The organism is Pseudomonas sp. St290 (genome assembly GCF_018325805.1).
Taxonomy (GTDB): Bacteria; Pseudomonadota; Gammaproteobacteria; order Pseudomonadales; family Pseudomonadaceae; genus Aquipseudomonas; species Aquipseudomonas bijieensis.
In genome coordinates this window covers 2,187,318-2,209,489 of the sequence record NZ_AP014703.1, presented here as the reverse complement: position 1 = coordinate 2,209,489, position 22,172 = coordinate 2,187,318, and the positions used below count along the sequence as shown (strand labels likewise).

24 protein-coding genes are annotated in these 22,172 nt (G+C 59.6%); 10 read left to right on the top strand and 14 right to left on the bottom strand.

From position 1 onward, the window contains the following. Positions 1-3: 3 nt before the first annotated feature. Positions 4-1,299, bottom strand: coding sequence for a dicarboxylate/amino acid:cation symporter (locus PBDP_RS09680; RefSeq protein ID WP_212802150.1), 1,296 nt, complete (start codon positions 1,297-1,299; stop codon positions 4-6). 227 nt (positions 1,300-1,526) lie between these two features. Here PBDP_RS09680 and PBDP_RS09675 point away from each other — a divergent pair, with 227 nt between their 5' ends. Further along, positions 1,527-2,474: a LysR substrate-binding domain-containing protein gene (locus PBDP_RS09675; protein WP_109751610.1), complete on the top strand. Its 948-nt coding sequence runs from the start codon at positions 1,527-1,529 to the stop codon at positions 2,472-2,474. A gap of 10 nt (positions 2,475-2,484) precedes the next feature. Here PBDP_RS09675 and PBDP_RS09670 read toward each other — a convergent pair whose 3' ends face one another. The 5 genes from PBDP_RS09670 to PBDP_RS09650 form a co-directional block, all read right to left on the bottom strand. Continuing rightward, the gene (locus PBDP_RS09670; RefSeq protein ID WP_109751609.1) at positions 2,485-3,315 is read right to left on the bottom strand and encodes a nickel/cobalt efflux protein RcnA; all 831 of its coding nucleotides are present in this window, start codon (positions 3,313-3,315) and stop codon (positions 2,485-2,487) included. Between the two features lie 7 nt (positions 3,316-3,322). Continuing rightward, positions 3,323-3,610 carry a metal-sensing transcriptional repressor gene (locus PBDP_RS09665; RefSeq protein ID WP_116831882.1) on the bottom strand — a complete coding sequence of 96 codons (288 nt, stop codon included), beginning with the start codon at positions 3,608-3,610 and terminating at the stop codon, positions 3,323-3,325. Positions 3,611-3,982: 372 nt separating this feature from the next. Further along, the gene (locus PBDP_RS09660) at positions 3,983-4,258 is read right to left on the bottom strand and encodes a hypothetical protein (RefSeq protein WP_212802149.1); all 276 of its coding nucleotides are present in this window, start codon (positions 4,256-4,258) and stop codon (positions 3,983-3,985) included. 527 nt (positions 4,259-4,785) lie between these two features. Beyond that, on the bottom strand, positions 4,786-5,631 hold the full coding sequence (locus PBDP_RS09655) for a TIGR03915 family putative DNA repair protein (RefSeq protein WP_212802148.1): 846 nt from the start codon (positions 5,629-5,631) through the stop codon (positions 4,786-4,788). Beyond that, the gene (locus PBDP_RS09650) at positions 5,631-6,848 is read right to left on the bottom strand and encodes a putative DNA modification/repair radical SAM protein (RefSeq protein ID WP_212802147.1); all 1,218 of its coding nucleotides are present in this window, start codon (positions 6,846-6,848) and stop codon (positions 5,631-5,633) included. Before PBDP_RS09650 ends, PBDP_RS09655 begins: the two co-directional genes overlap by 1 nt. Before the next feature lie 166 nt (positions 6,849-7,014). Here PBDP_RS09650 and PBDP_RS09645 point away from each other — a divergent pair, with 166 nt between their 5' ends. The 5 genes from PBDP_RS09645 (at position 7,015) to tal (ending at position 10,849) form a co-directional block, all read left to right on the top strand. After that, entirely contained in the window at positions 7,015-7,185 is a 171-nt protein-coding gene (locus PBDP_RS09645; RefSeq protein ID WP_109751605.1) for a YhfG family protein, read from the top strand. Then, a complete protein-coding gene (locus PBDP_RS09640; protein ID WP_212802146.1) occupies positions 7,185-7,784 on the top strand; it encodes a putative adenosine monophosphate-protein transferase Fic in 600 nt (199 codons plus the stop codon). The genes PBDP_RS09645 and PBDP_RS09640 overlap by 1 nt, the downstream gene beginning before the upstream one ends. Positions 7,785-7,922: 138 nt before the next feature. Then, a complete protein-coding gene (locus PBDP_RS09635; RefSeq protein ID WP_249411845.1) occupies positions 7,923-8,594 on the top strand; it encodes a metallophosphoesterase in 672 nt (223 codons plus the stop codon). A gap of 164 nt (positions 8,595-8,758) precedes the next feature. Continuing rightward, positions 8,759-9,745: a tRNA dihydrouridine(20/20a) synthase DusA gene (gene dusA, locus PBDP_RS09630; RefSeq protein WP_212802144.1), complete on the top strand. Its 987-nt coding sequence runs from the start codon at positions 8,759-8,761 to the stop codon at positions 9,743-9,745. Between the two features lie 177 nt (positions 9,746-9,922). Then, on the top strand, positions 9,923-10,849 hold the full coding sequence (gene tal / locus PBDP_RS09625; protein ID WP_109751601.1) for a transaldolase: 927 nt from the start codon (positions 9,923-9,925) through the stop codon (positions 10,847-10,849). Between the two features lie 211 nt (positions 10,850-11,060). Here the strand turns inward: tal and rssC are convergent, their stop codons facing one another. The 3 genes from rssC to PBDP_RS09610 all read right to left on the bottom strand — a co-directional run bounded on the left by rssC (position 11,061) and on the right by PBDP_RS09610 (position 13,747). After that, positions 11,061-11,543, bottom strand: coding sequence for an anti-sigma factor antagonist RssC (rssC, locus tag PBDP_RS09620; protein WP_025212773.1), 483 nt, complete (start codon positions 11,541-11,543; stop codon positions 11,061-11,063). After that, on the bottom strand, positions 11,543-12,724 hold the full coding sequence (gene rssB / locus PBDP_RS09615; protein WP_014339338.1) for a two-component system response regulator RssB: 1,182 nt from the start codon (positions 12,722-12,724) through the stop codon (positions 11,543-11,545). The genes rssC and rssB overlap by 1 nt, the downstream gene beginning before the upstream one ends. Before the next feature lie 333 nt (positions 12,725-13,057). Continuing rightward, entirely contained in the window at positions 13,058-13,747 is a 690-nt protein-coding gene (locus tag PBDP_RS09610; protein WP_109751600.1) for an MlaA family lipoprotein, read from the bottom strand. A 200-nt stretch (positions 13,748-13,947) separates the two neighbouring features. Here PBDP_RS09610 and pcrP point away from each other — a divergent pair, with 200 nt between their 5' ends. Together pcrP and PBDP_RS09600 are read left to right on the top strand one after the other, a co-directional pair. After that, a complete protein-coding gene (gene pcrP / locus PBDP_RS09605) occupies positions 13,948-14,568 on the top strand; it encodes an HAD superfamily inactivated hydrolase PcrP (RefSeq protein ID WP_109751599.1) in 621 nt (206 codons plus the stop codon). A 109-nt stretch (positions 14,569-14,677) separates the two neighbouring features. Then, complete coding sequence (locus PBDP_RS09600) at positions 14,678-14,941, top strand: DUF4404 family protein (RefSeq protein ID WP_109751598.1); 264 nt, start codon at positions 14,678-14,680, stop codon at positions 14,939-14,941. A gap of 170 nt (positions 14,942-15,111) precedes the next feature. On the opposite strand, the gene queF is transcribed toward PBDP_RS09600, so the two are convergent. Together queF and copI are read right to left on the bottom strand one after the other, a co-directional pair. Beyond that, on the bottom strand, positions 15,112-15,942 hold the full coding sequence (gene queF, locus PBDP_RS09595) for an NADPH-dependent 7-cyano-7-deazaguanine reductase QueF (protein WP_212802143.1): 831 nt from the start codon (positions 15,940-15,942) through the stop codon (positions 15,112-15,114). 61 nt (positions 15,943-16,003) lie between these two features. Further along, the gene (copI, locus tag PBDP_RS09590; RefSeq protein ID WP_212802142.1) at positions 16,004-16,525 is read right to left on the bottom strand and encodes a copper-resistant cuproprotein CopI; all 522 of its coding nucleotides are present in this window, start codon (positions 16,523-16,525) and stop codon (positions 16,004-16,006) included. Positions 16,526-16,677: 152 nt separating this feature from the next. Here copI and PBDP_RS09585 point away from each other — a divergent pair, with 152 nt between their 5' ends. Both PBDP_RS09585 and PBDP_RS09580 read left to right on the top strand, forming a co-directional pair. After that, complete coding sequence (locus PBDP_RS09585) at positions 16,678-17,358, top strand: heavy metal response regulator transcription factor (protein WP_109751595.1); 681 nt, start codon at positions 16,678-16,680, stop codon at positions 17,356-17,358. Next, the gene (locus PBDP_RS09580) at positions 17,355-18,707 is read left to right on the top strand and encodes a heavy metal sensor histidine kinase (protein WP_176688305.1); all 1,353 of its coding nucleotides are present in this window, start codon (positions 17,355-17,357) and stop codon (positions 18,705-18,707) included. The genes PBDP_RS09585 and PBDP_RS09580 overlap by 4 nt, the downstream gene beginning before the upstream one ends. Positions 18,708-18,903: 196 nt before the next feature. On the opposite strand, the gene PBDP_RS09575 is transcribed toward PBDP_RS09580, so the two are convergent. The 3 genes from PBDP_RS09575 to PBDP_RS09565 form a co-directional block, all read right to left on the bottom strand. Then, positions 18,904-20,148: a lipoprotein-releasing ABC transporter permease subunit gene (locus PBDP_RS09575; protein WP_212802141.1), complete on the bottom strand. Its 1,245-nt coding sequence runs from the start codon at positions 20,146-20,148 to the stop codon at positions 18,904-18,906. Between the two features lie 63 nt (positions 20,149-20,211). Continuing rightward, positions 20,212-20,895 carry a lipoprotein-releasing ABC transporter ATP-binding protein LolD gene (gene lolD, locus PBDP_RS09570; protein WP_162843734.1) on the bottom strand — a complete coding sequence of 228 codons (684 nt, stop codon included), beginning with the start codon at positions 20,893-20,895 and terminating at the stop codon, positions 20,212-20,214. Between the two features lie 7 nt (positions 20,896-20,902). Further along, on the bottom strand, positions 20,903-22,153 hold the full coding sequence (locus PBDP_RS09565) for a lipoprotein-releasing ABC transporter permease subunit (protein WP_109751592.1): 1,251 nt from the start codon (positions 22,151-22,153) through the stop codon (positions 20,903-20,905). Positions 22,154-22,172 lie beyond the last annotated feature (19 nt).

Below are 22,172 nucleotides of genomic sequence, written 5' to 3'. Positions count from 1 at the left end.
TCCTCAAGCCACCGGCACCGGCTCGGATCGCGACCGAACGGGGGAATGTGCCCCTTCGTCCTCGGCGGCTTCTTCGTGTGGTTCGGACTTGGCGACCACCGCCGTCGCGATGCTGTTACCCACCACGTTGGTGGCCGTGCGGGCCATGTCGAGGAACTGGTCGATACCGATGATCAACAGCAGCCCCGCCTCGGGAAGATTGAACATCGGCAACGTGGCCGCGACCACGACCACCGAGGCCCGCGCGACACCGGCCATGCCCTTGCTAGTGATCATCAACGTCAGAAGAATCAGAATCTGCTGCGTGAAACTCAAATCAATGTTGTAGGCCTGGGCGATGAACAGGATGGCGAACGCCTGGTACATCATGGAGCCGTCGAGGTTGAACGAGTAGCCCAGGGGCAACACGAAGCTGGACACCCGTTTTGGCGCACCGAACTTCTCCAGCGCCTCAATGGTTTTCGGGTAGGCGGACTCGCTGCTGGCGGTGGAAAAGGCCAGGAGAATCGGTTCGCGAATAAGCTTGCCGAGCTGGAAAACAGAGCGACCGAGAAACAGATAGCCGGCGCCGAACAGCAGCGCCCAGAGGATCAGGATCCCCAGGTAGAACTCGGCAATCAGCTTGCCGTAATCCACCAGCAAGCCAAGCCCCTGAGTGGTAATGGCCGAGGCGATGGCGGCAAAAACCCCAATCGGCGCGAAGGCCATCACGTAATCGGTGATCTTGAACATCACCTTCGCCAGCTCTTCGATGGAATCGGTGATCCGGGTGTAGCCCGCCCGTTTCACGCCCGCCAGCGCAAAGCCGAAGAACAGCGAGAACACCACGATCTGCAGGATCTCGTTGTTGGCCATCGCTTCGGCAATGCTGCGCGGAAACACGTGGCCGATGAACGCCTTGAGACTGAAATCGCCGGTATTGACCGGCACAGCCGCCGTTGCGTGCTGGGCCACGTCCATATTCAGCCCGGCACCGGGTTGAAACAGGTTGACCAAGCCCATTCCGATCAGCAGCGATACCACCGAAGCGGTAACGAACCAGGCCATCGCCCGAGCACCAATCCTGCCTACGGAACGGGAGTTACCCATGCTGGCGATACCACCGACCAGCGTCGCAAAGACCAGCGGCGCGATGATCATCTTGATCATGCGCAGGAAAATATCAGTGACCATCGAGAAGTAACTGGCGATCTCTTTGGCACTTTGCTCGCTCCCTGCGAAATGGTGACACGCCCAACCCACCAGCACGCCCAGGGCGATACCCATTGCAATTCGACGTGGGAGCTTATTCTTCTTCACGGTGCTGTCCTCAAGTAGTTATTGGAGTTTTTTACTTGGCAGGGATCAAGTGGATGTACCGATACTCTTGGCGGCATGGGTACTACGGTAATGATTCTAAGGAGCGGATCCGGGGAGATGATGAGTAATCCTGCTAGCTCCATGCGCTTTTGGAATAGTTAACGAAAAGCCGCGCTGGGCCGGGGAGTTGCGACATAAAATGGCGCTCTCACAGCGGGGATCCTGATATGCAACTCAAGTGGCTGGACGATCTACTGGCGATCGCCGAATGGAAAAACTTCTCCCGCGCCGCCGAAGTCCGCTGCGTGACGCAATCGGCCTTGTCGCGCCGAATCCAGTGCCTCGAGGAATGGGTGGGGGTCAAGTTGGTGGACCGGGGCACTTATCCCGTCCAGCTCACTGCCGCAGGCATCACCTTCTGCGACGAAAGCAGAGAAGCCCTCGCCGGCTTACTGAGATTGCGCTCGATGCTGCGTGACGTAGAACGGATGCCGGGACGCTCCATCCAGATCACCGCAGGTCACAGTCTCTCGATGACCTTTCTGCCGAAATGGCTCTCGCAGTTCCAGCAAAACACCGAGCAGTTCAACGCTCGGGTGGTCGCCGCCAATATTCATGACGCCGTTATCGCGCTGGAGGAAGGCAGTTGCGATTTGATGATGGTCTACCACCATCCGCTGGCACCGATCCTGCTGGACGCCGAGCGCTTCGGCAGCCTGACCCTCGGCCACGACGCGTTCATCCCCCTATGTGCACCCAACCCTAAAGGCGAACCGCTGTTCCCCTTGCCGGGCCGCTCCGGCAAACCCGTCCCTTACCTGGCCTACACGGCCACGACATTCCTGGGCCGCGTGGCCGATATCGTCATCAAGAACGGCCCGGCACCGACTGCGCTGGAGCGTTGCTATGAAGCCGACATGGCGATGCTGCTGATGCGCATGGCCATCGAGGGCTACGGCGTGGCCTGGCTGCCGCAAAGCGCGGTGGCCGATGAGTTGGAGCGTGGGTTGCTGGTTCGGGCTGGCAGCGAGGAATGGAGCACGCGGCTGGAGATTCGCTCGTATTGTGCGATTGCCAATCGGAATCCGACGATGCGCAAGCTGTGGAAGACGTTGGAGGGGGCTTCGTTGCATCGCTCGGGCAGCGTACCCGCTGCGCCAGAAGGTACGAACTGATCTTTGAAGGCTATGCGTACAAACCGATCCAGCCGTGGATACCCACGTAGAGACCGACGCCGATGATCAACACGCTGGACAAATAAGGTGCCCGACGCGCCACAGTGCTCAGCCAAGGCCAGCGATTGGAAGCCTGCCTTGCACCCATGGCCGCCGCAGCCCCCACGGTCACCAGGGTAATCGCCAGGCCGATGCTGAAGCACAGGACAAGCAGGCCGCCCAGCGCGACCTCTTTGACCTGCAGGCACAACAGCAGGACGGTAATGGCCGCAGGACAAGGAATCAGCCCGCCCGTCAGGCCGAACAGGATGATCTGGCCCGTGGAGACCTCCCGATTGGTGAAGCGCTTGCGGATGTCGTCGGCATGCGCCTGTTCGTGGGCATCCTGATAGCCCTCCAGCGACAGGCCTTTGGATTCGGGATGCTCGTGGTCGTGTTTGTGGTGATGATCGTGATGATGGTGGTGGTCATGACCTTGCGCGAATCTGAACATCTGCTCGCCACGCCAGGTACGCCACAGCATCCACAGCGCGATGGCAATGATCAGCGCGGAAGACGCCAGTTGGAAATAAGGCTCGGTGGTTTCGGCGTCCAACCCCTGGCCCAGATACATGCCACCCACGGCGACGAGCCACACCACGGCGGTGTGGGAAAGGGTCGCCGCCAAACCCAGCAACACCGCTTGTTTGACCGATCCCCGAATCGCCACGATAAACGCCGCCATCATGGTTTTTGAATGGCCCGGTTCAAGGCCATGCAAGGCGCCCAGCAAGATAGCGCTGGGGAAATACAGCCAGGCGTGAGCGCCACCCTGTTGCAGCAATTCAGCAAAATTGGGCATGTCTGGCCTAGAGGTACTTGGTGATTTGTTTGAAGGCTTCCAGCGGCGCGCGCTCACCCTTGTCCAGCGCCGAAACGGTGTCTTCCAGGCAGTGATCGATATGATCCTGGATCAACGTGCGCTTGGCCTGGCACACCGCTTTCTCCACCGCATGCAACTGCTGGGCGATATCCACGCACTCACGCCCTTCTTCAATCATGGCGATGATGCTGCGCAAATGGCCGTCCGCGCGCTTGAGACGCTTGATGATCGCCACATGGCTTTGGTGGGGATGTTCGTGGTCGTGCGCACTCATGACTTGAGCCCTGGATTTCGGTGAATCAACACCGCCATCCTATCCCCCCAGGGGGGATACAAGCAAACCCATCGAAACGCTGATTAACCTGTGGGAGCGAGCCTGCTCGCGATGACCGCAGCACATCCGACATTTTCATCAAATGACCCACCGCTATCGCGAGCAGGCTCACTCCCACAGAGGATTGAGGGTGTACGCAACATTTGTATACCCACCAAACCCTGTGGGAGCGGGCTTGCTCGCGAAGGCGTCGGCACGGCCAGCATCCTGCAAACTGACACACCGCTTTCGCGAGCAAGCCCGCTCCCACAAATCGCTGCCTGCAAGGGATGGTGAGTCAGGCAGGAGACCTTATGAGATCACCCACTTCCCTTACGACGCCAAAACCTGTGCCTGCAATCGCCGCCCGATCACATCCAGCAAATCACACCCGTCGCGCAGGAGGATCGCTAGCACTTGGGCGAAATCATGGAGTACCACCGCGTCCGTACTGATGTCGGAACGCATGGCGAGGTTTTCCAGCAACTGCGTGACGGCGGCGATGCGGTAAGCGGCGGTGTCGTGCAGCACGTCCAGCGGCGCTTCCGTGTCGATCAGGAGCGCGTGGAAATTATTTTCGATACCGGTGATGGGCATGTAGCGGGACATGAGGGGTTACTCCTGCGGGGATGGAAAGTCAGTGGCGGATTGAAGGACCGCTGATGGAGGGGCCGAATCCGGATTCGGAGCTCGAGGATTGAGCAGGAGGTTGGAATTGATAGATTGGGTGAGGCTGGACGAGAGCCGCTTTTGATTGACTGCGGTACTCGGAGGATTAGGTGTGATCTTCTTCATTGGCAAACTTCCTGAGTTATAGAACGATCTGCCGACATCACTTCCACATGATGGGTGGCAGCTGCACGCGGGTGTGGAAGACCAGCACTCAGGATACCGGCGCGCCCTAGGACGCCCCGCGTACAGCCGCCATAATTTAACAGCAGACATAAGAAAAGCGCCTGCTTTAAATTTTGCGGCGCTACGCGCCTGAGAAGATAAGGGCTTCCACACCCTGTCGCTGAATTTGCAGCGACGGAGAGAACTTAGCGCACGGGTGATTGGGTGGATAGTCAGCGGGGAACGACACAGCGTGAGGGAAACTTCCGATGGGAATGTCCGACGATGGATTCAGAACTTGTTTAATCCTCAACAACAGCACCAACAACTATCCGCTTACCCACTTGCGCCCCTACCTCCAACGCCTGCCCATCCCGCTGCTTGCCCCGCCGCGCCAAACCCACCAGTCGAGGAATCAATTCTCCCTCCGGCAAGTGCTGCCAGAATCGCCCCGGCATGTGCTGACGCAACGCCAGGGGATTGAGCCGCGCCGGGTTGAAGATGTGCTTGTAATAAGTTCGCCACAGCTCAGCGCCAGGATCTTCGGCGTGACGTGCCCAGTGCTGCCATTGCTCGGGACAACGTCGCTGGTAATCCAGCGACTGTCCATCAAAACGGATGCCGTCGCGCGGCGTTGCGATCAGCCAGCGTTGCTGTCCCAACCGCTCGGCAAAATGGCCACTGGCGCTTTCGAGGATGTCATGGGCCGGCTGGTGAAAGGCGACCAGGTCCAGCTGCAATCGCTCGGCCAATGCTCGCGGCAGAGGAATGAAGCGCACGAAGGCATGCAGATGATGAGCCTCGCGTTGGACCTGCTTGATCCGCCGCTGCAACTCACTGCCGAGTCGGTCGCCCGCAAGCATGGCCGTGCGGTCGCCATGGGCAACGCGCCAAAGCACTTCGTACAGCACGTTCCAACGTTGTTCGCCTTGGTAGCGGCCAGCCTGTTCGAGTTGGCTCAGCAAGGCTGCGGGGACCCGCGTACAGAACGGACCCGGCCCCTGAGGCAGCGGCGTCGGCATGGCCAACAGATCGGCCACCGGGCCCTGAGTCCACGTGACATCGCTCGGGTCGATGCCATGGCCGAGCAACGTTCGAGCCTGATCGCGCCACCTGGAGAAATCATCGTCACAATCCAGGGCAATCATCACCAAAGCCCCATCTGCGCCGGCCGCTGGGGGTCACGCAATCGCGCCCGTAGCAAACCACTGCGTACCTGGGCATCGGCAGGCCGGTAATCACTGGTCACAATGAACGGTCGCGCCTTCTCCAACACGCACCGCAACTGCACCAGGTCGTCATAACGCACCCGCCGCTCTCGGCGCAGTGCAACCAGACGTTGCACGCTACGCAGGCCGATACCCGGAATACGCGCCAGCAATGCGGGTTCGGCGCGATTGACGTCCAGCGGGAACACCTCACGATTGGCCAACGCCCACGCCAGCTTGGGGTCGATGTCCAAGTCCAGGTTGTGGGTTTCGCTCAGAAGTTCGCCCGCCTTGTAGCCGTAACCGCGCATGAGGAAATCAGCCTGGTAAAGCCGGTGCTCGCGCAGCAACGGCGGTGCTGCCAGGGGCACGCTGGCGGGGCTGTCGGGAATCGGGCTGAACGCTGAATAGTAAACCCGTCGCAAACCGTACCCCAGGTAGAGCGACTCGGCGTTGCTCAGGATGGCGTGATCATCAGTGGCATCCGCCCCCACAATCACCTGCGTGCTCTGCCCGGCCGGGGCGAAGCGAGGCGCCCGCGGCTCACCGGCCACCGCCTTTTGCCCCTGGTGGATGGTGCCCATGGCCTGGCGGATGGTCGACAACTGCTTTTCCGGTGCCAGACGCTTGAGGCTGATGTCGGAGGACAACTCGATATTCACACTCAAGCGATCAGCCAACCGCCCCGCCTCCTCGATCAACAGCGGATCGGCATCGGGAATGGTCTTGAGGTGAATATAGCCACGAAACTGGTGCTCCTCGCGCAACAACCGCGCCACCCGTATCAACTGCTCCATGGTGTAATCGGCCGAGCGAATGATGCCGGAACTCAAAAACAGCCCACTGATGCAGTTGCGACGATAGAAATCCAAAGTCAGCCGCACCACCTCCTCCGGCGTAAAACGCGCCCTTGGCACATTGCTGGAACGACGGTTGACGCAATACTGGCAGTCGTACAGGCAAAAGTTGGTCAGCAACACCTTCAGCAACGAAACGCAGCGCCCATCCGGCGTATAGCTATGGCAAATGCCCATGCCATCGGTGGCCCCCAGCCCCTCACGGCCTCGGGAGCTACGCTTGGGCGCACCGCTGCTGGCGCAGGAGGCGTCATACTTGGCAGCGTCGGCAAGAATGCCGAGCTTGGCGATAAGCTGCATGAAGCGATCTCGAATACTGGATATAAACACAGTATTTTGAGACGCGCCGCGATGCAAGCGCCATTGGTCAAATTCAATGCCTTATATGAGTCGCCAGGCCACGACGTAGGCCATGCCAACGGGATGGGCTATAATCGGCCAATCAACGCGATTGAGGTCCAGCCCCATGGGCAATGTCAGCCTTGAAACCAAAAAGGCCTATGCCGCCAGGACGCGCAGATCCAACTACGCGGCCAGCCTTCGCCTGGAAGGCTTCAAAGTGACCTTCGCGGACGGCGAACGCAAAATGCCAACCCGTGAGGAGGTCTTGAAGGCCTTCACCCAGACCCGAACCTGATGCCTGACAAATATGGGGTCGGCGAGGACGCTTATTGCTATCCCGGCTCCACGGTCCTTCGCAACAAACTCGACATCCATGACGAAGCGACCCTAAGCGAAGCCGAACAACAACTCTCGGCCATCGCAGCGGACAACGTCGAATTCAGCCCTCCCCCCTACAGCCTGGCTTACCTTCAAAACATTCATCGAATTCTCTTTTCTGACCTGTTCGAATGGGCCGGAGAGCTGCGCACCGTCGGCATGTCCAAACAAGCCACCCGTTTTTGCCAACCCGAATACATGGAGAAAGAAACCAGCAAGATCTTCACAGCCATGGCCGCGGCAAACTGGTTCGAGGGCATGGAACGGGCTGAGCTGATAGCTGCTGTGGCAGAGGCCTATTCCGACATCAACGTCGTACACCCCTTCCGCGAAGGCAATGGCCGTGCGCAACGCATCCTGTTTGAACACCTCATCATGAATGCCGGGTTTGAAATCAGCTGGTGGGGGATTGAGAAAGACGAGTGGATTTTTGCCAACATTGCGGCTTACAACTGCGTCATGGAACCTATGGAACAGGTTTTTGAGAAGTGCATCGGGCAGATGATTCAACCTTGACCCCATGACGGCACGCTCAGCGCCTTACGGTTTATTTCGCCAAGTGATACAGTCGCCGTCAATTAACGTCTGCTAAAGCCGCTGAAAATGTACAGGACGAAATCATTCCCATCTAACAAGGAAGGTCGAGACTTTGTGGTGGGCGACATTCATGGGCATTTCAAACTTCTAACAACGGCCTTAGACAAACTAGACTTTAACACCGAACTGGATCGTATTTTTTCCGTGGGAGACCTCATCGACCGAGGCCCTGACTCCATAGAGGTATTGAATTGGCTTGAGAAGCCGTGGTTCCACGCCGTGCGCGGTAATCATGAGCAGATGCTTATTGACTGTCTCTCCGGCCATGGGGACATACCTCGACATATCCGAAACGGTGGAGCCTGGCTCTACGACTTACAACCACCCATCCAACACGAACTTTTGAAAGCCTTGCAAGCACTCCCATTGATCATTGAAATCAATTTATCAAGCGATCAAACAATTGGAATAGTCCATGCCGAAGCCCCTGTCATCAGGAGTGACGATGGTTGGCAGGAAGCCAAAGACGCTATCACTGGAAGTTTTGGAGAGCAACATCAGCGGCAAGCCTTGAAAACTGCACTGTATTCAAGAGAGAAAATCGAGCAACAAGATCACACTTCCATTAAAGGAATAGACCGGCTCTATGTAGGGCACTCTTCAGTACCCGGTGTTATACGCTTGGGCAATGTTGTCTATATCGACACTGGCTGCTCATTTTCTGATGGTGCATTGAGCCTGGTAGATATCCAGACCGAAACCATGATCAGCATAAGCATGAGCCCGTGAGGTAAGGAGCAATAAAAGTCGAGCGTTTTGTAATCATAGAACAGGCCTGGCCCACTCGACGATGCCCCGCACCAAATGGTGCAGTCGGCACACTATTACTCTCCCAACACCTCCTGCCCTTCCCTGATAAACTGTTCCATCCGCCTCGCTGATTCTGACTCCCAATGCCCCTACAAACTGCCCCACTGTCCCGCCGCTTCTCCGTTGCGCCGATGATGGACTGGACCGACGCCCACTGTCGCTTCTTCCTACGCATCCTCTCCAAACACGCCCTGCTCTACACCGAAATGGTCACCACCGGTGCCCTACTCAACGGTGACCACGAGCGTTTCCTGCGCCACCACGAGTCCGAACACCCCCTGGCCCTGCAACTGGGCGGCAGCGTCCCAACTGACCTGGCCGCCTGCGCCCGTATGGCACAGGAACACGGTTATGACGAGGTGAACCTCAACGTCGGCTGCCCCAGTGACCGAGTGCAGAACAACATGATCGGCGCCTGCCTGATGGGGCATCCGGATTTGGTGGCTGACTGTGTGAAGGCCATGCGCGATGCGGTGTCGATTCCGGTGACGGTCAAGCATCGCATCGGGATCAATGGGCGGGACAGTTACGAGCAGTTGTGTGAGTTTGTCGGGACGGTGCGTGAGGCCGGGTGTACGAGTTTTACCGTGCATGCGCGGATTGCGATTCTGGAGGGGTTGTCGCCGAAGGAGAATCGGGATATCCCGCCGCTGCGTTATGACGTGGCCGCGCGGTTGAAGGCGGATTTTCCGGAGTTGGAGATTGTGCTCAACGGTGGAATCAAGACGCTGGAGGCGTGCCACGAACATCTGCAGACGTTCGACGGTGTGATGCTGGGGCGCGAGGCCTATCACAACCCGTATCTGCTGGCCGAAGTAGATCAGCAGCTGTTTGGCAGCACCGCGCCGATCATCAGCCGGGCCGAGGCGCTGGCGCAGTTGCGGCCTTATATCGCCGATCACCTGGCGGCTGGCGGGGCGATGCACCATATTACCCGTCACGTGTTGGGGCTGGGCACCGGGTTCCCGGGGGCACGGCGGTTTCGGCAGTTGTTGTCGGTGGATATTCATAAAACCAAGGATCCGCTGGCGTTGCTGGATCAGGCGGGACAGTTGCTGGAAGGACGCTGACCGTCACTTGCTTTGAACCTGCGAGCTGTTTTGGCATCGTATCTACCGATACCGCCCCGACCTTTCAAACAACCGTTTTCAGGTTGTTGCCACCGGGGCCGTCGATACCTATTCACGCCCTTGAGTGGCTGCCAGCCCTCGGGTAATGTCAACGGACCCATAGGACAGAGCACGCTCATGACTTCCAAGCTGGAACAACTCAAGCAATTCACCACCGTCGTGGCCGATACCGGCGACTTCGAGGCCATCGCCCGCGTCAAACCCGTGGACGCTACCACCAACCCTTCCCTGCTGCTCAAGGCCTCGGCCATTCAAGGTTATGCCGAGCAACTGAACGCCTGCGTGGCGGACTGCAAGGGCGATGTGGGCCTGGCCAGCGACCGTTTTGCCGTAGCGGTCGGGCAAGAGATTCTGAAAGTGATCCCGGGGCGTATTTCCACTGAAGTGGATGCACGTCTGTCATTCGACACCGAGGCCATGTTGAAGCGTGCGCATCGTCTGATCGATCTGTACGAAAAAGCCGGCGTTGGCCGGGATCGCGTGCTGATCAAGATCGCTTCCACCTGGGAAGGCATTCGTGCCGCCGAGCAACTGGAGCGTGAAGGCATCCAGTGCAACCTGACCCTGCTGTTCTCCTTCGCCCAGGCCGCGGCCTGTGCCGATGCCGGGGTGTTCCTGATTTCGCCGTTCGTGGGCCGTATCTACGATTGGTACAAGAAAGCCAATGGCAACGACTACACCGGCGCCGATGACCCGGGCGTGCAGTCGGTGACGCGTATCTACAACTACTACAAGGCCAATGACTACAAGACCGTGGTCATGGGTGCGAGCTTCCGCAACCTCAACCAGATCGAACAACTGGCCGGCTGCGACCGCTTGACCGTCAGCCCGGACCTGCTGGAAAAACTGGCCGCCGATGAAGGCAAGCTGGAGCGCAAGCTGGCGCCAGGGCAAGCCGGGGAAGCGCGCTTGATTCTCAATGAAGCGCAGTTCCGCTGGTTGTCCAACGAAGACGCCATGGCGACCGAGAAACTGGCCGAAGGTATTCGTCAGTTTGCCCGGGACCAGGAGAAGCTGGAGGCGTTACTGCAAGCCAAGCTTTGAGCGGATTCATGTGAAAAAGGGCGAACCTTGGTGGGTTCGCCCTTTTTTATTGGTTTTGCGCACGGAATGCACTGGCCGGAACGGCCTCATCGCGAGCAGGCTCGCTCCCACAGGGGGTCAGAGTGAATCAGGTATTGCGGCAAAAACAAGTCCTTTGCGGGAGCGAGCCTGCTCGCGACGGGACCTGCTTAGCCGACACAAGACTCAAGCGTCAGGGCCGCTCCAGCGCATTCACCAAGTCGTGAAACGCTTCACGATTGGAGTCATTGAGCCCCATGAGAATCTTGTGGGCTTCGAGCACCTTGATCCGCACTTCTTCTTCAGACTGGTCCTGGTCAGGCAGGTCGTCCAGGCATTCAGGGCATGGCACGGGGTCGCCAACGATGTTGAACACCTGGTCAAAACCCATGGACTGCAGCAGACGGGTGATATCGTTGTGGGTGGTGACAACGGTCGGCAGCAAGCCGACCTTCTGCCGTGACAGGATCGACAACTTGGCCAGCAGGCCCAGGGTGGTGCTGTCGATGCTGCGGGTTTCGGTCAGGTCGATCACGATGGCGCTGAAGTTCAGCGCAGTGAAGATCCGCTCAATAGTCGCATCCAGCGCCGAACACAGGGTCAGGCGCACTTCACCGACAAACTTCAGGACAAAGGTGCCGTCCTGCTCGGCGAACTGGATTCTACCGGTACTCATCAAAGGTTCCTGCTCAACACTAACAGGGCGATATCATCCGGCATCTCCCCGAGCGTGGCTAATCCAAACACTTGACGCAAGCCTTCCAGGCTGCCGCCCGCTGCGCTTACCCGTTCAGGCAAGGCCGCTTCTTTCTCTTTGAGTGTAGGTTCTGTCAAAAGGTCCAAAATGCCATCAGACATCAGCGTCAGGCTGAATGTCGGTGGCAATTCCAGTACGTGGTCTTCGTAGGTGGCCTCGTTGAACAGGCCCACCGGCAAACCTCGCCCTTCCAGGTAACGAACGCTGTCTGGCGTATACAACACAGGCAAAGGCAGGTGACCGCCGATGCTATAGGTCAACAAACCAGTCTCCTCGTCGATGACTCCACCGACCATTGTGACGTGTTTGCCCAGCTTACAACTGATCAGGCCTCGGTTGATATGCCCAAGGACTTCTGACGGCTTGAATTCTGGCAATGTGCCATTGCGCTTGGATTCGAACAACAGGCGCGTGGTCATGAACTTCAACAACACCGTCACGAACGCCGAGGAAGCACCATGGCCGGAAACATCGGCCAGGTAAAAGGCCACTCGTCGTTCGTCGACCCGGAAATAGTCCACGAAATCGCCCGACAGGTACAACGACGGAATGATCTGGTGGGCAAACCGGAAATCGTCGACGGTCCAGGGGCTGACCGGCAGCATGTTCATCTGTACCTGGCGCCCGGCGTTCTGGTCTTCCTGCAACAGGTTCAGGCTGGCTTCCAGCTCGCGGTTGGCGGTTTCCAGCTTTTCACGATAGCGCTGGTTTTCCAGCAACAGCCGCGAACGGTCCAAGGCCCGGCGCACCGAGTGTTCGAGTACCGCGAGGTCTTCAAGGGGCTTGATCAGGTAATCCGCCGCGCCCAGGCGCAACGCCTCGACCGCGTCGTTCATTACGCCCGCGCCCGAAACCACGATCACCGGGGTCTGCGAGGAAATCTCGGTGACCTGGCGAATGAGTTCGAGTCCGCCCATCTGCGGCATGCGCAGGTCGCAGATGACCAGGTCGGGCTTGTCTTGCTCGAATACCTGAAGACCCTGTTGGCCATTGCTGGCCTGCAGGACGCTGAAACCACTGTCTTCCAAGTAGGCTGCGAGGCTGGCTCGCACCACTTCGTCATCATCGATTATCAGCAGCGTGGCACTGGTTTTTGGCATGTGGGCAAACGGCGCCAGAATTAGGTTGGCGTAGCGGGCTGGGCTGTCTGGCCTGGCACGCACTACTGGATTCGCTTTCTAGCCTCTCTGTCGTACCGGTTTCAGGCCTTTGCCCTACACGCAAATACATCAGAGGTGCCCTTCTAAGGCGCAGACGGTACTCCCATCCGCCGGGCGTTTCAAGCTCATGCAGATAGCCGCTTGCCGTCTTTATTTGTCAAAGTACAGAGAGTTATAAGAACCGAGCGAAGCGTAACTCAATGGAAGGATCAAACCACCTCCAAAGCACAGAAGGCGGCCTTTCGGGCCGCCTTCCAGATCTACGAGACGAAATCAGAAATCGTCTTCAACCTGGCCATCCTTGACTTTGAATTCGCGGTTTTGCAGGTAAGCGTTGCGGATGAAGACGTACTTGTCACCGCTCACCATCTTCTCGGCCGACAACAGGCTGGCACGGGTGTCGACGACGTTCAGGCCTCGAATGGAGTTACGCACCGAGACGTTATCGATATAACGATACGGAGCCGTGTAGTCATCGACCAGCTTGGCTGGCGCGTCACGCAGGGTGCTTGGCCCCAACAGCGGCAACATCAAATACGGACCACTGCCCAGGCCCCAGTAGCCCAGGGTCTGGCCGAAATCTTCATCGCTGCGCTGCAGGCCCATCTGGGTGCCCACGTCGAAGAAGCCCAGCAGGCCGAAGGTGGTGTTGAAGATCAATCGGGCGGTGTCGACACCGGCAGCGGCCGGCTTGGCTTGCAGCACGTTGTTGGCCAGGTTGCCCACGTCGCCGATGTTGCGGAACATGTTATGGATGCCGTCTTCGAGGAATTGCGGCGTCACGTATTGATACCCCTGGGCCAGTGGCTTGAGCGCATAGGTATCGAGGGTGTCGTTGAAAGTGAAGATTGGACGGTTGATGCTTTCCCAAGGATCTTCTTCCGTGGCGGCCTGGGCAGCGAACGGAACCAGCAAGACGCTGGCAGATAAACACAGCAGAGCTAGACGATGGCTCCAGCGCATAGGGAAAACTCCTTGGATTATTCAGGCAAGGGCGCCGAGCCCAGGCGGTAAGCTGGCTAGTATAAGACGGAACGCGTAGATAGGCAGCACCGAAAAGCACGCAGATCGTAGGACTTTTCCGCGACCGGCACCCTTCATCTCACTGTCACCGGACTGTCATCGAGGCCCATTAGGCTGCTGGTTATTTCAAGGACGTTCCCATGCCCCGCGCCGAAGCCCTGCCCCTCCCCGCCTCCAGCCTGACCGCCGTACTGTTTGGCCTGAGCGGATGCCTGGTGGATTTCGGCGCACGCATCCGTCAACCAGGGGCTGGGCCAGTCGAGCATGCGCAGCCCACACCTGGCGCCCTTGAGAGCTTGCAGCAGTTGCAGCGCCAGGAAATCCCCTGCGCCTGGCTCGACGAGTTGCCACCTGCCATCAGCCACGCCCTGGCGGCTTCATTGCCGACATGGATCAAACCACCGCAACTTCCTGCAACAAATAATCCTTGGCCGGCGCCGCATGCCTGCTGGCAAGCCTTGATGGCGCTGAACGTCCAGCAACTGGACGGCTGCGTATTGGTCAGTGGCGAACCCAGGCTGTTGCAGTCAGGGCTCAACGCCGGCTTGTGGACCATCGGCCTGGCGTCCTGCGGCTCGCTGTGCGGCTTGGCGCCTGACCAATGGCAGGCGCTGAGCCAACAGGAACGGGAAAACAAGCGCGCCAAGGCCACCGTGCAATTGTTCGGCCTGGGGGTGCATTCGGTGATCGATCACTTGGGCGAACTCGACACCTGCCTGGCGGACATCAGCCAGCGCCGACTCAAAGGCGAGAAGCCATGACCGGGATCATGCAGGGAGCGCGAGGGTAGATTACTCTTAAGGCAAGCCACGGATTTTTGACGCACTGTCGCGGTCCATGGCTGTGCCTATCAATAAAGGGAGTACGCCAATGCCTGCCCGCGAATTGCAAGAACAGCTCAACAAACTGCGCGAGCAATTGGAACAGAATCCACCACTTTCCGAAGCCGAGCGCGATGACCTGCAGGCGCTGATGCAACAGATCGAACTTGAGCTCGAGCTGGAGACCCAGACACAGGATGCCAACCTCGCCGATAATGTGAACTTGGCCGTCGAGCGCTTCGAACTGGAACACCCGACGCTGGCCGGGACCTTGCGCAACATCGTGCAGGCCTTGGGCAACATGGGGATCTGAACCCTTTAAATGCAAAAAGCCCTGCTATCGATAGCAGGGCTTTTTTATGTCGGCAATCTGAAATGCAATCCAGTGTGGGAGCGGGCTTGCTCGCGAAGGCAGTGTGTCAACCAAATGGACGTCGACTGACACACCGCCTTCGCGAGCAAGCCCGCTCCCACATTAGATACTCATTGGCGGACCAAACGATGGTTCGGCAATTGCACCGCTTCAGTACTGCGATACGGGTTGATATCCAGCCCACCACGACGCACATACCGCGCGTACACGGTCAACTTCTCCGGTTTGAGCAAGCGCTGCAGGTCGAGAAAAATCCTCTCCACGCATTGCTCATGGAAATCCGAATGCTGGCGGAAGCTGACGATGTAGGCCAGCAGGCTGGCCGGGTCCAGGGCCGGGCCGCGATACTCCACCACCACGCTGCCCCAGTCCGGCTGACTGGTCACCGGGCAGTTGGACTTGAGCAGGTGGCTGTGCAGGCTTTGCTCGACGATGCGCGATGCATCGCAACGCAACAGCTCCGGGCGCGGGTGCGCGTAGGAATCGACGCTGATGTCCAAATCGTCGATGCACGTACCGGGCAACGCCACGATGCCTTCGCTTTCCACATCCGTGAGGCTGCGGATCCGCACGCCCACCGCTTTGCCGGCGGCTGCCGACAGGTCCTGGCGCAGGGTCGCTTCCAGGCTCGCGGTATCGGCGAACGGCGTCTGGTTCAGGGAATTGAGGTACAGCTTGAAGGATTTGGACTCGATGATGTTCGGCGATTCCGCCGGGATCGCGAACTCACCGATGGCCACCACCGGCTTGCCGGACGGCAACAGCCACGACAGCTCGAAACAGTTCCAGAAATCCACGCCCTTGTACGGCAAGGTCTCGGCCGTCAGGCCCAGTTCCGCCCATTTCGCGGTGCGCGGGATCGGAAACAGCAGTGACGGCGTGTACGTGGCGATGTATTCGCTGGACTTGCCCAGCGGCGAGTGTTCGGCTGCGGGATGCATGACAGAAACCTGACTGAAGAATCAGCGGATTCTATCAGCCTTTGCCGTAGCCTTTGAGTGCTTACTGACTGACTGTCAGGTCGCCCTTCATCCCGGCCTGGTAATGCCCGGGAATATTGCAGGCAAACTCCAGGCGCGTGGCCTTGCTGAAGGTCCAGGTCAGCTCGGCGGTTTTGCCCGGCTCCACCAATACGCTGTTGGGGTCATCGTGGCGCATGCTCGCCTGGTCGTGGCCCATGGCGCCATGGTCCATCCCCGGCTTCATCGCGGTCGGCATCAACTGGCCGCTCTGCTGCATCTTGAGCATTTCCTGTTGGTGGTCGGCGTGCATGACGGCGTCGCCCAGGTTGAATTCGTGGAGCAACTGGCCTTTATTGATCAGCACGAACCGAACCGTCTCGCCGGCCTTGATATCAAGGGCACCGGGATCGAACGTCATGTCGCCCATCACCACCTCGATGCTGCGACTGGCCTTGGCTGCCGGTGCAGGCTGGCCAAAATCGAAATGGCCCGGCGATGCCCACGACGACGCACTGAGGGCCAGTGCGCAAGCGGCCAGGATCAAGCGGTTTCCCATCAACATGTCCATACTCCAATCAGTTTCAGCTTGTGGGAAACTCTATCGCTACAGGCCTGCCAGTCGGCTGACAGTTCGATTACAACTTTGTCAGGTTACACCACGAGCCCGCCTGCCACGGTATAACGCCCTCGTTCCAACCCAGCATTGAGCCGCCCATGAAACTGCTGATCGTCGAAGACCAAACCAAAACCGGCCAATACCTGCGCCAAGGCCTGGGCGAAGCCGGGTTCAACGCCGACCTGGTAGCCGACGGGATCACCGGCCAGCAACTGGCCTTGAGCGGCGAATACGCCTTGCTGATCCTCGACGTGATGTTGCCCGGCCGCGATGGTTGGCAGATCCTGCAAGCCGTTCGCGGAGCCGGGCTGGATACACCGGTGTTGTTCCTCACTGCGCGGGACGCGGTACAGGATCGGGTCCACGGCCTGGAGCTGGGCGCTGATGATTACCTGGTCAAGCCCTTTGCTTTTTCCGAGTTGCTGGCACGGGTGCGCAGCCTGCTGCGTCGAGGCAGCTCGACACAACAGGAAACCGCCCTGCAACTGGCCGACTTGCGCCTGGACCTGATCCGCCGCCGTGTCGAACGCAGCGGTCGACGCATCGATCTCACCGCCAAGGAATTCGCCTTGTTGGAAATGCTCCTGCGCCGTCAGGGCGAAGTGCTGCCCAAGTCGCTGATCGCGTCCCAGGTCTGGGACATGAACTTCGACAGCGACACCAACGTCATCGAAGTCGCGATACGGCGCCTGCGAATCAAGATTGACGATGAGTTCCCCAGCAAACTCATCCACACCGTGCGGGGCATGGGTTATGTGCTTGAAGAGCGCAGCCTGTGAGGGGCCGGTGGTCACTGAGTAGCCGCCTGGCGCTGCTGTTTGCTGCCTGCACCGCCGTGGTGTCATTGTTCGCCGGCATCCTGTTCAGCCGTGGCAGCGAGGCGCACTTCATCGAGCTGGACCAGCAACTGCTCGAAGGCAAGCTGATCGGCCTGCGCCGGACCCTGCAAGATCTCGACGCCGAACAGATCCAGGGCCGCCTGGAAGATGAACTGAGCCGTCAGGCCGATCTGGCGCTGCGCATCAAGGGCAGTGATGGTGTGCGTTGGTACGACAGCTCGATCCGGATCCCGGCTCAATTGCCGGAGCGGCCCGGCCTGTCGACCCTCAGCGATGCCGACAACGACTACCGGGTGTTGAACGCGCCGCTGTATCCCGATCGAGCCAATTCACCACAACTGACCCTGTTGCTGGACATCACTCATCACCAGCATTTCCTGCAACGCATGCAGCGCCTGATCTGGCTGACCGTCGGCCTCTCAGCCCTGGCCACGGCCCTGCTCGGTGCCTGGGCCGCCCGGCGGGCCTTGCGGCCATTGCGACGCATGGGCGCCATCGCCCGCAGCGTCTCGGCCCGCTCTCTCAACGCCCGACTGCCCGAAGAGCAAATGCCTACGGAACTGGCGGAATTGGCCCACAGCATCAATGCCATGCTCGGACGCCTCGACGATGCGTTTCAGCGACTCTCGGCGTTCTCGGCCGACATCGCCCATGAGTTGCGCACGCCGCTGTCCAATTTGCTGACCCATACCCAGGTCACCCTCACCCGCGAGCGCTCCCTGGAGGATTACCGCGAGGCATTGCACAGCAATCTCGAGGAACTGCAATGGATGGCGCAATTGGTCAATGACATGCTGTACCTGGCCAAGGCCGACCACGGCCTGCTGGCGATCAATCGCGAACCGCTGCAATTGGCCGAAGAAGTGGACTTGCTGCTGGACTTCTTCTCGCCCCTGGCCGAAGACACCAACGTACGCCTGAGTCGCGAGGGCGAAAGCCACATCGAGGGCGACCGTAATATGTTGCGTCGGGCCCTTTCCAACCTGCTGGACAACGCCCTGCGCTTCACCCCCGTTGACGGCGAAGTGCGGGTACGAATTGTCGATGAGGTTCAAGGGGTGAGCGTAAGCGTGGAAAACAGTGGCGAGGGGATTCCAGCGGACCTGCTGCCGCGCCTGTTCGACCGTTTCTACCGCGCCGACCCGGCTCGCCAGGAAGGCAGCAGCGAACACGCGGGGCTCGGGCTGGCGATTACCCGCTCGATCATCCGCGCCCATGGCGGGCAGATCCACTGTGAGTCAGCCGATGGCTGGACGCGGTTTGTGATCGAGTTGCCGAAAGAGAATTGAAGGCAGCACACAAACCTGTGGCGAGGGGATTTAGCGAAACGTCGCACCGCCCCGCTGGGCTGCGAAGCAGCCCCAATACAGTCAACTCAACCTGCCTACTACCCCCAGGTGCCAGGGTTTAGGGTCGCTTCGCGACCCAGCGGGGATAAATCCCCTCGCCACAGAGAGCATCCATTTGACACGAGGTTGTGCGACCTCAAGAGTAGCGCAACGCCTGCGCCGGTTCGATCTTAGCCGCGCGCCACGCCGGGTACACGGTGGCGAGGAAGCTCAGGATGAACCCGGCCGAGCAGATCAGCAGAACATCGGCGCGCTGAAGCTCCGAAGGCAGGTTGCTGACAAAGTACACATCGGAACTGAAGATGTGCTGGCCACTGACCCGCTCCAGCCAGCCCACCAGCTCACTGACGTTCAACGCCGCGATCACCCCCAACACGCCGCCGATCAGCGTGCCGACGACGCCAATCACCGTGCCCTGGACCATGAAAATCGCCATGATCTGCCGCGGTGTGGCACCGATGGTGCGCAGGATCGCGATGTCCGCGCCTTTGTCGTTCACCACCATGATCAGCGTGGCGATGATGTTGAACGCCGCCACGGCGACGATCATCAGCAACAGCAAGCCGATCATGGTCTTTTCCATCTTCATGGCACTGAACAGGCTGCCCTGGGTGTGGGTCCAGTCGTCGGCCTTGTAGTTCGCGCCCAGACCGGTGGCGATGTCCCCGGAGACCTTCGGCGCCGCGTACAAATCTTTCACCGCCAGGCGCACGCTTTGCACCTGGTTCGGCTGCCAATGCTGCATCTGCGCGGCGTCGGCCAAGTGGATCAGGGCCATGGAGCCATCCAGTTCGGCACCGACCTTGAATACACCCACCACGTTCAGCCGCTGCATGCGCGGAGTGATACCACCCGGCGCGGTGCTGACTTCCGGCACGATCAGGGTGATTTTATCGCCGACGTTCAGGCGAAAACGCCGCGCGGTGATTTCACCGATCACCACGCCAAACTCGCCCGGCTTCAAGGCATCGAGACGGCCCTGAACGATGTGCTGGGCGACGATGGACACCTTGCCTTCCTGGGCCGGATCGATGCCGCTGATCTGGATCGGCTGCATCGAACCTTTATGGCTCAGCATCCCTTCCATCTCGGTGAACGGCACAGCGGCGGTCACCTCGGGATTTTTCAGCGCCGCGGCGGCCACTGGTTGCCAGTCGTCGATCGGATTGACGCCGACGATGATGGCGTGGGGCACCATGCCGAGGATGCGCGAGCTCATTTCGCGCTGGAAGCCGTTCATCACCGACAACACCACGATCATCGCCAGCACACCCAGGGCGAGGCCGATCATCGAGGTCATGGAAATGAACGAAACAAAGCGATTGCGGCGCTTGGCGCGGGTATAGCGCGTGCCGATAAAGATCGATAACGGTCTGAACATTCGCGGGGCACCGTATGAAAATAAAAGACCCGGCACGGGTTTCAAGTGCCGGGTTTCGGTCGGTCAGATGGGCGTCAGGCAACCTTCCTGCAAGTGCAGGACGCGGTCCATCTGCCGGGCCAGGTTCATGTCGTGGGTCACCACCAGGAACGCCGTGCGCATCGAGGTGCTGAGTTCCAGCATCAGGTCCTGAATGCCTTGGGCGGTGTGGGAGTCGAGGTTACCGGTCGGCTCGTCGAGCATCACCAGGCCAGGCTTGTTGACCAGGGCGCGGGCAATCGCCACACGTTGGCGCTCGCCACCGGACAGTTCCGCCGGCTTGTGCTCCAGGCGATGGCCCAGCCCTACCCGCTCCAGCAACGCCGTAGCGCGCTGACGGGCTTCAGGAATCGCTGTGCGACCGATCAACAGCGGCATGCAGACGTTTTCCAGCGCCGTGAACTCTGGCAGCAAGTGGTGGAACTGGTAGACGAAACCGAGGGAACGGTTGCGCAGCAGGCCACGGGCCTTCTCGTTCAGCGCCGAAAGCTCTTCGCCGGCCAGCCAGACACTGCCGGCGGTCGGCGTGTCGAGGCCGCCCAGCAGGTTGAGCAAGGTACTCTTGCCCGACCCGGAGGTGCCGACAATCGCCACGCGCTCGCCAGGGTGCAACTCCAGTTGCAGGCCCGACAGCACCACCACCGACTCTGGACCTTCCTCGTAGGATTTGCCCAGGTTGCGGCAACTCAAGATAGCTTTTTCACTCATGCCCGACTCACTCATAACGTAACGCCTCCGCAGGCTGTGTGCGCGCGGCACGCCAGGCTGGATACAGGGTGGCGAGGAAACTCAGGACCAACGCAGCGCCGCAGACCATCAACACGTCATCGGCCTGCAATTGCGACGGCAGGTAGTCGATGAAGTACACGTCGGCGTTGAGAAACTTGTGCCCGATCAGGCCTTCGAGGGCAGCAATCGCGGCGCTGACATTCAGCGCGGCGAACATCCCGACCAGGGCGCCGACGAACGTGCCGATCACGCCGATGACCGTGCCCTGGACCATGAAGATCCGCATGATCTGCCCCGGCGTGGCGCCGAGGGTGCGCAGGATGGCGATGTCGCCCTTCTTGTCGTTCACCACCATCACCAACGTGGAGATGATGTTGAACGCCGCCACGGCGACGATCAGCAACAGCAGCAGGCCGATCATGGCCTTTTCCATGCGGATCGCCTGGTACAGGTTGCCATGGGTGCGGGTCCAGTCCCGGGCGTAGTAACGGTCTTCGCCGAGCTGCTGGGCGATGGTCCATGCCACACGCGGGGCCTGGAACAGGTCGTCGAACTTCAACCGCAGGCCCTGGACCTGATCCGGTTTCCAACGATGCAGGCGCGCCAGGTCCTGGAGATTGGTGACGCCCAGGTAACCGTCCAGCTCGCCGGCGCCGACATGGAAAATACCAACCACGGTAAAGCGCTTCATGCGCGGGAACATGCCGCCCGGGGTCACGGTGACCTCCGGGGCGACGAAGGTCAGTTTGTCGCCAATGGCAACGCCGAGCTTCGCCGCGGCCTTGTCGCCAATGACGATGCCGAAACCGCCTGGCGCCAGGTCGTCGAGTTTGCCCTGCTGCATGAAGTTATCGATGATCGATACCTGCCGCTCGAGCTCTGGGTCGATGCCGTTGAGCAACACCTTGGACACCTTGCCGTCGTTGGTCAGCAGCCCCTGCATCTGGGTGAACGGCGCCACGGCCAGCACCTGCGGGTTCTGCTTGACCTTGGCGGCCAGGCTCGGCCAATCACTGATGGCTTCGCCGGTTTCGAGGGTCGCGTGGGGCACCATGCCCAGCACGCGGGTGCGCATCTCATGGTCGAAGCCGTTCATCACCGACAGTACGACGATCATCACGACCACGCCAAGGGCCAGCCCGATGATGGACGTCAGGGAAATGAACGATACGAAATGATTGCGACGCTTTGCACGGGTATAACGCGTGCCGATAAATACGAAGAGAGGTCTGAACATGTCGGGGCTTGTTCGGAGG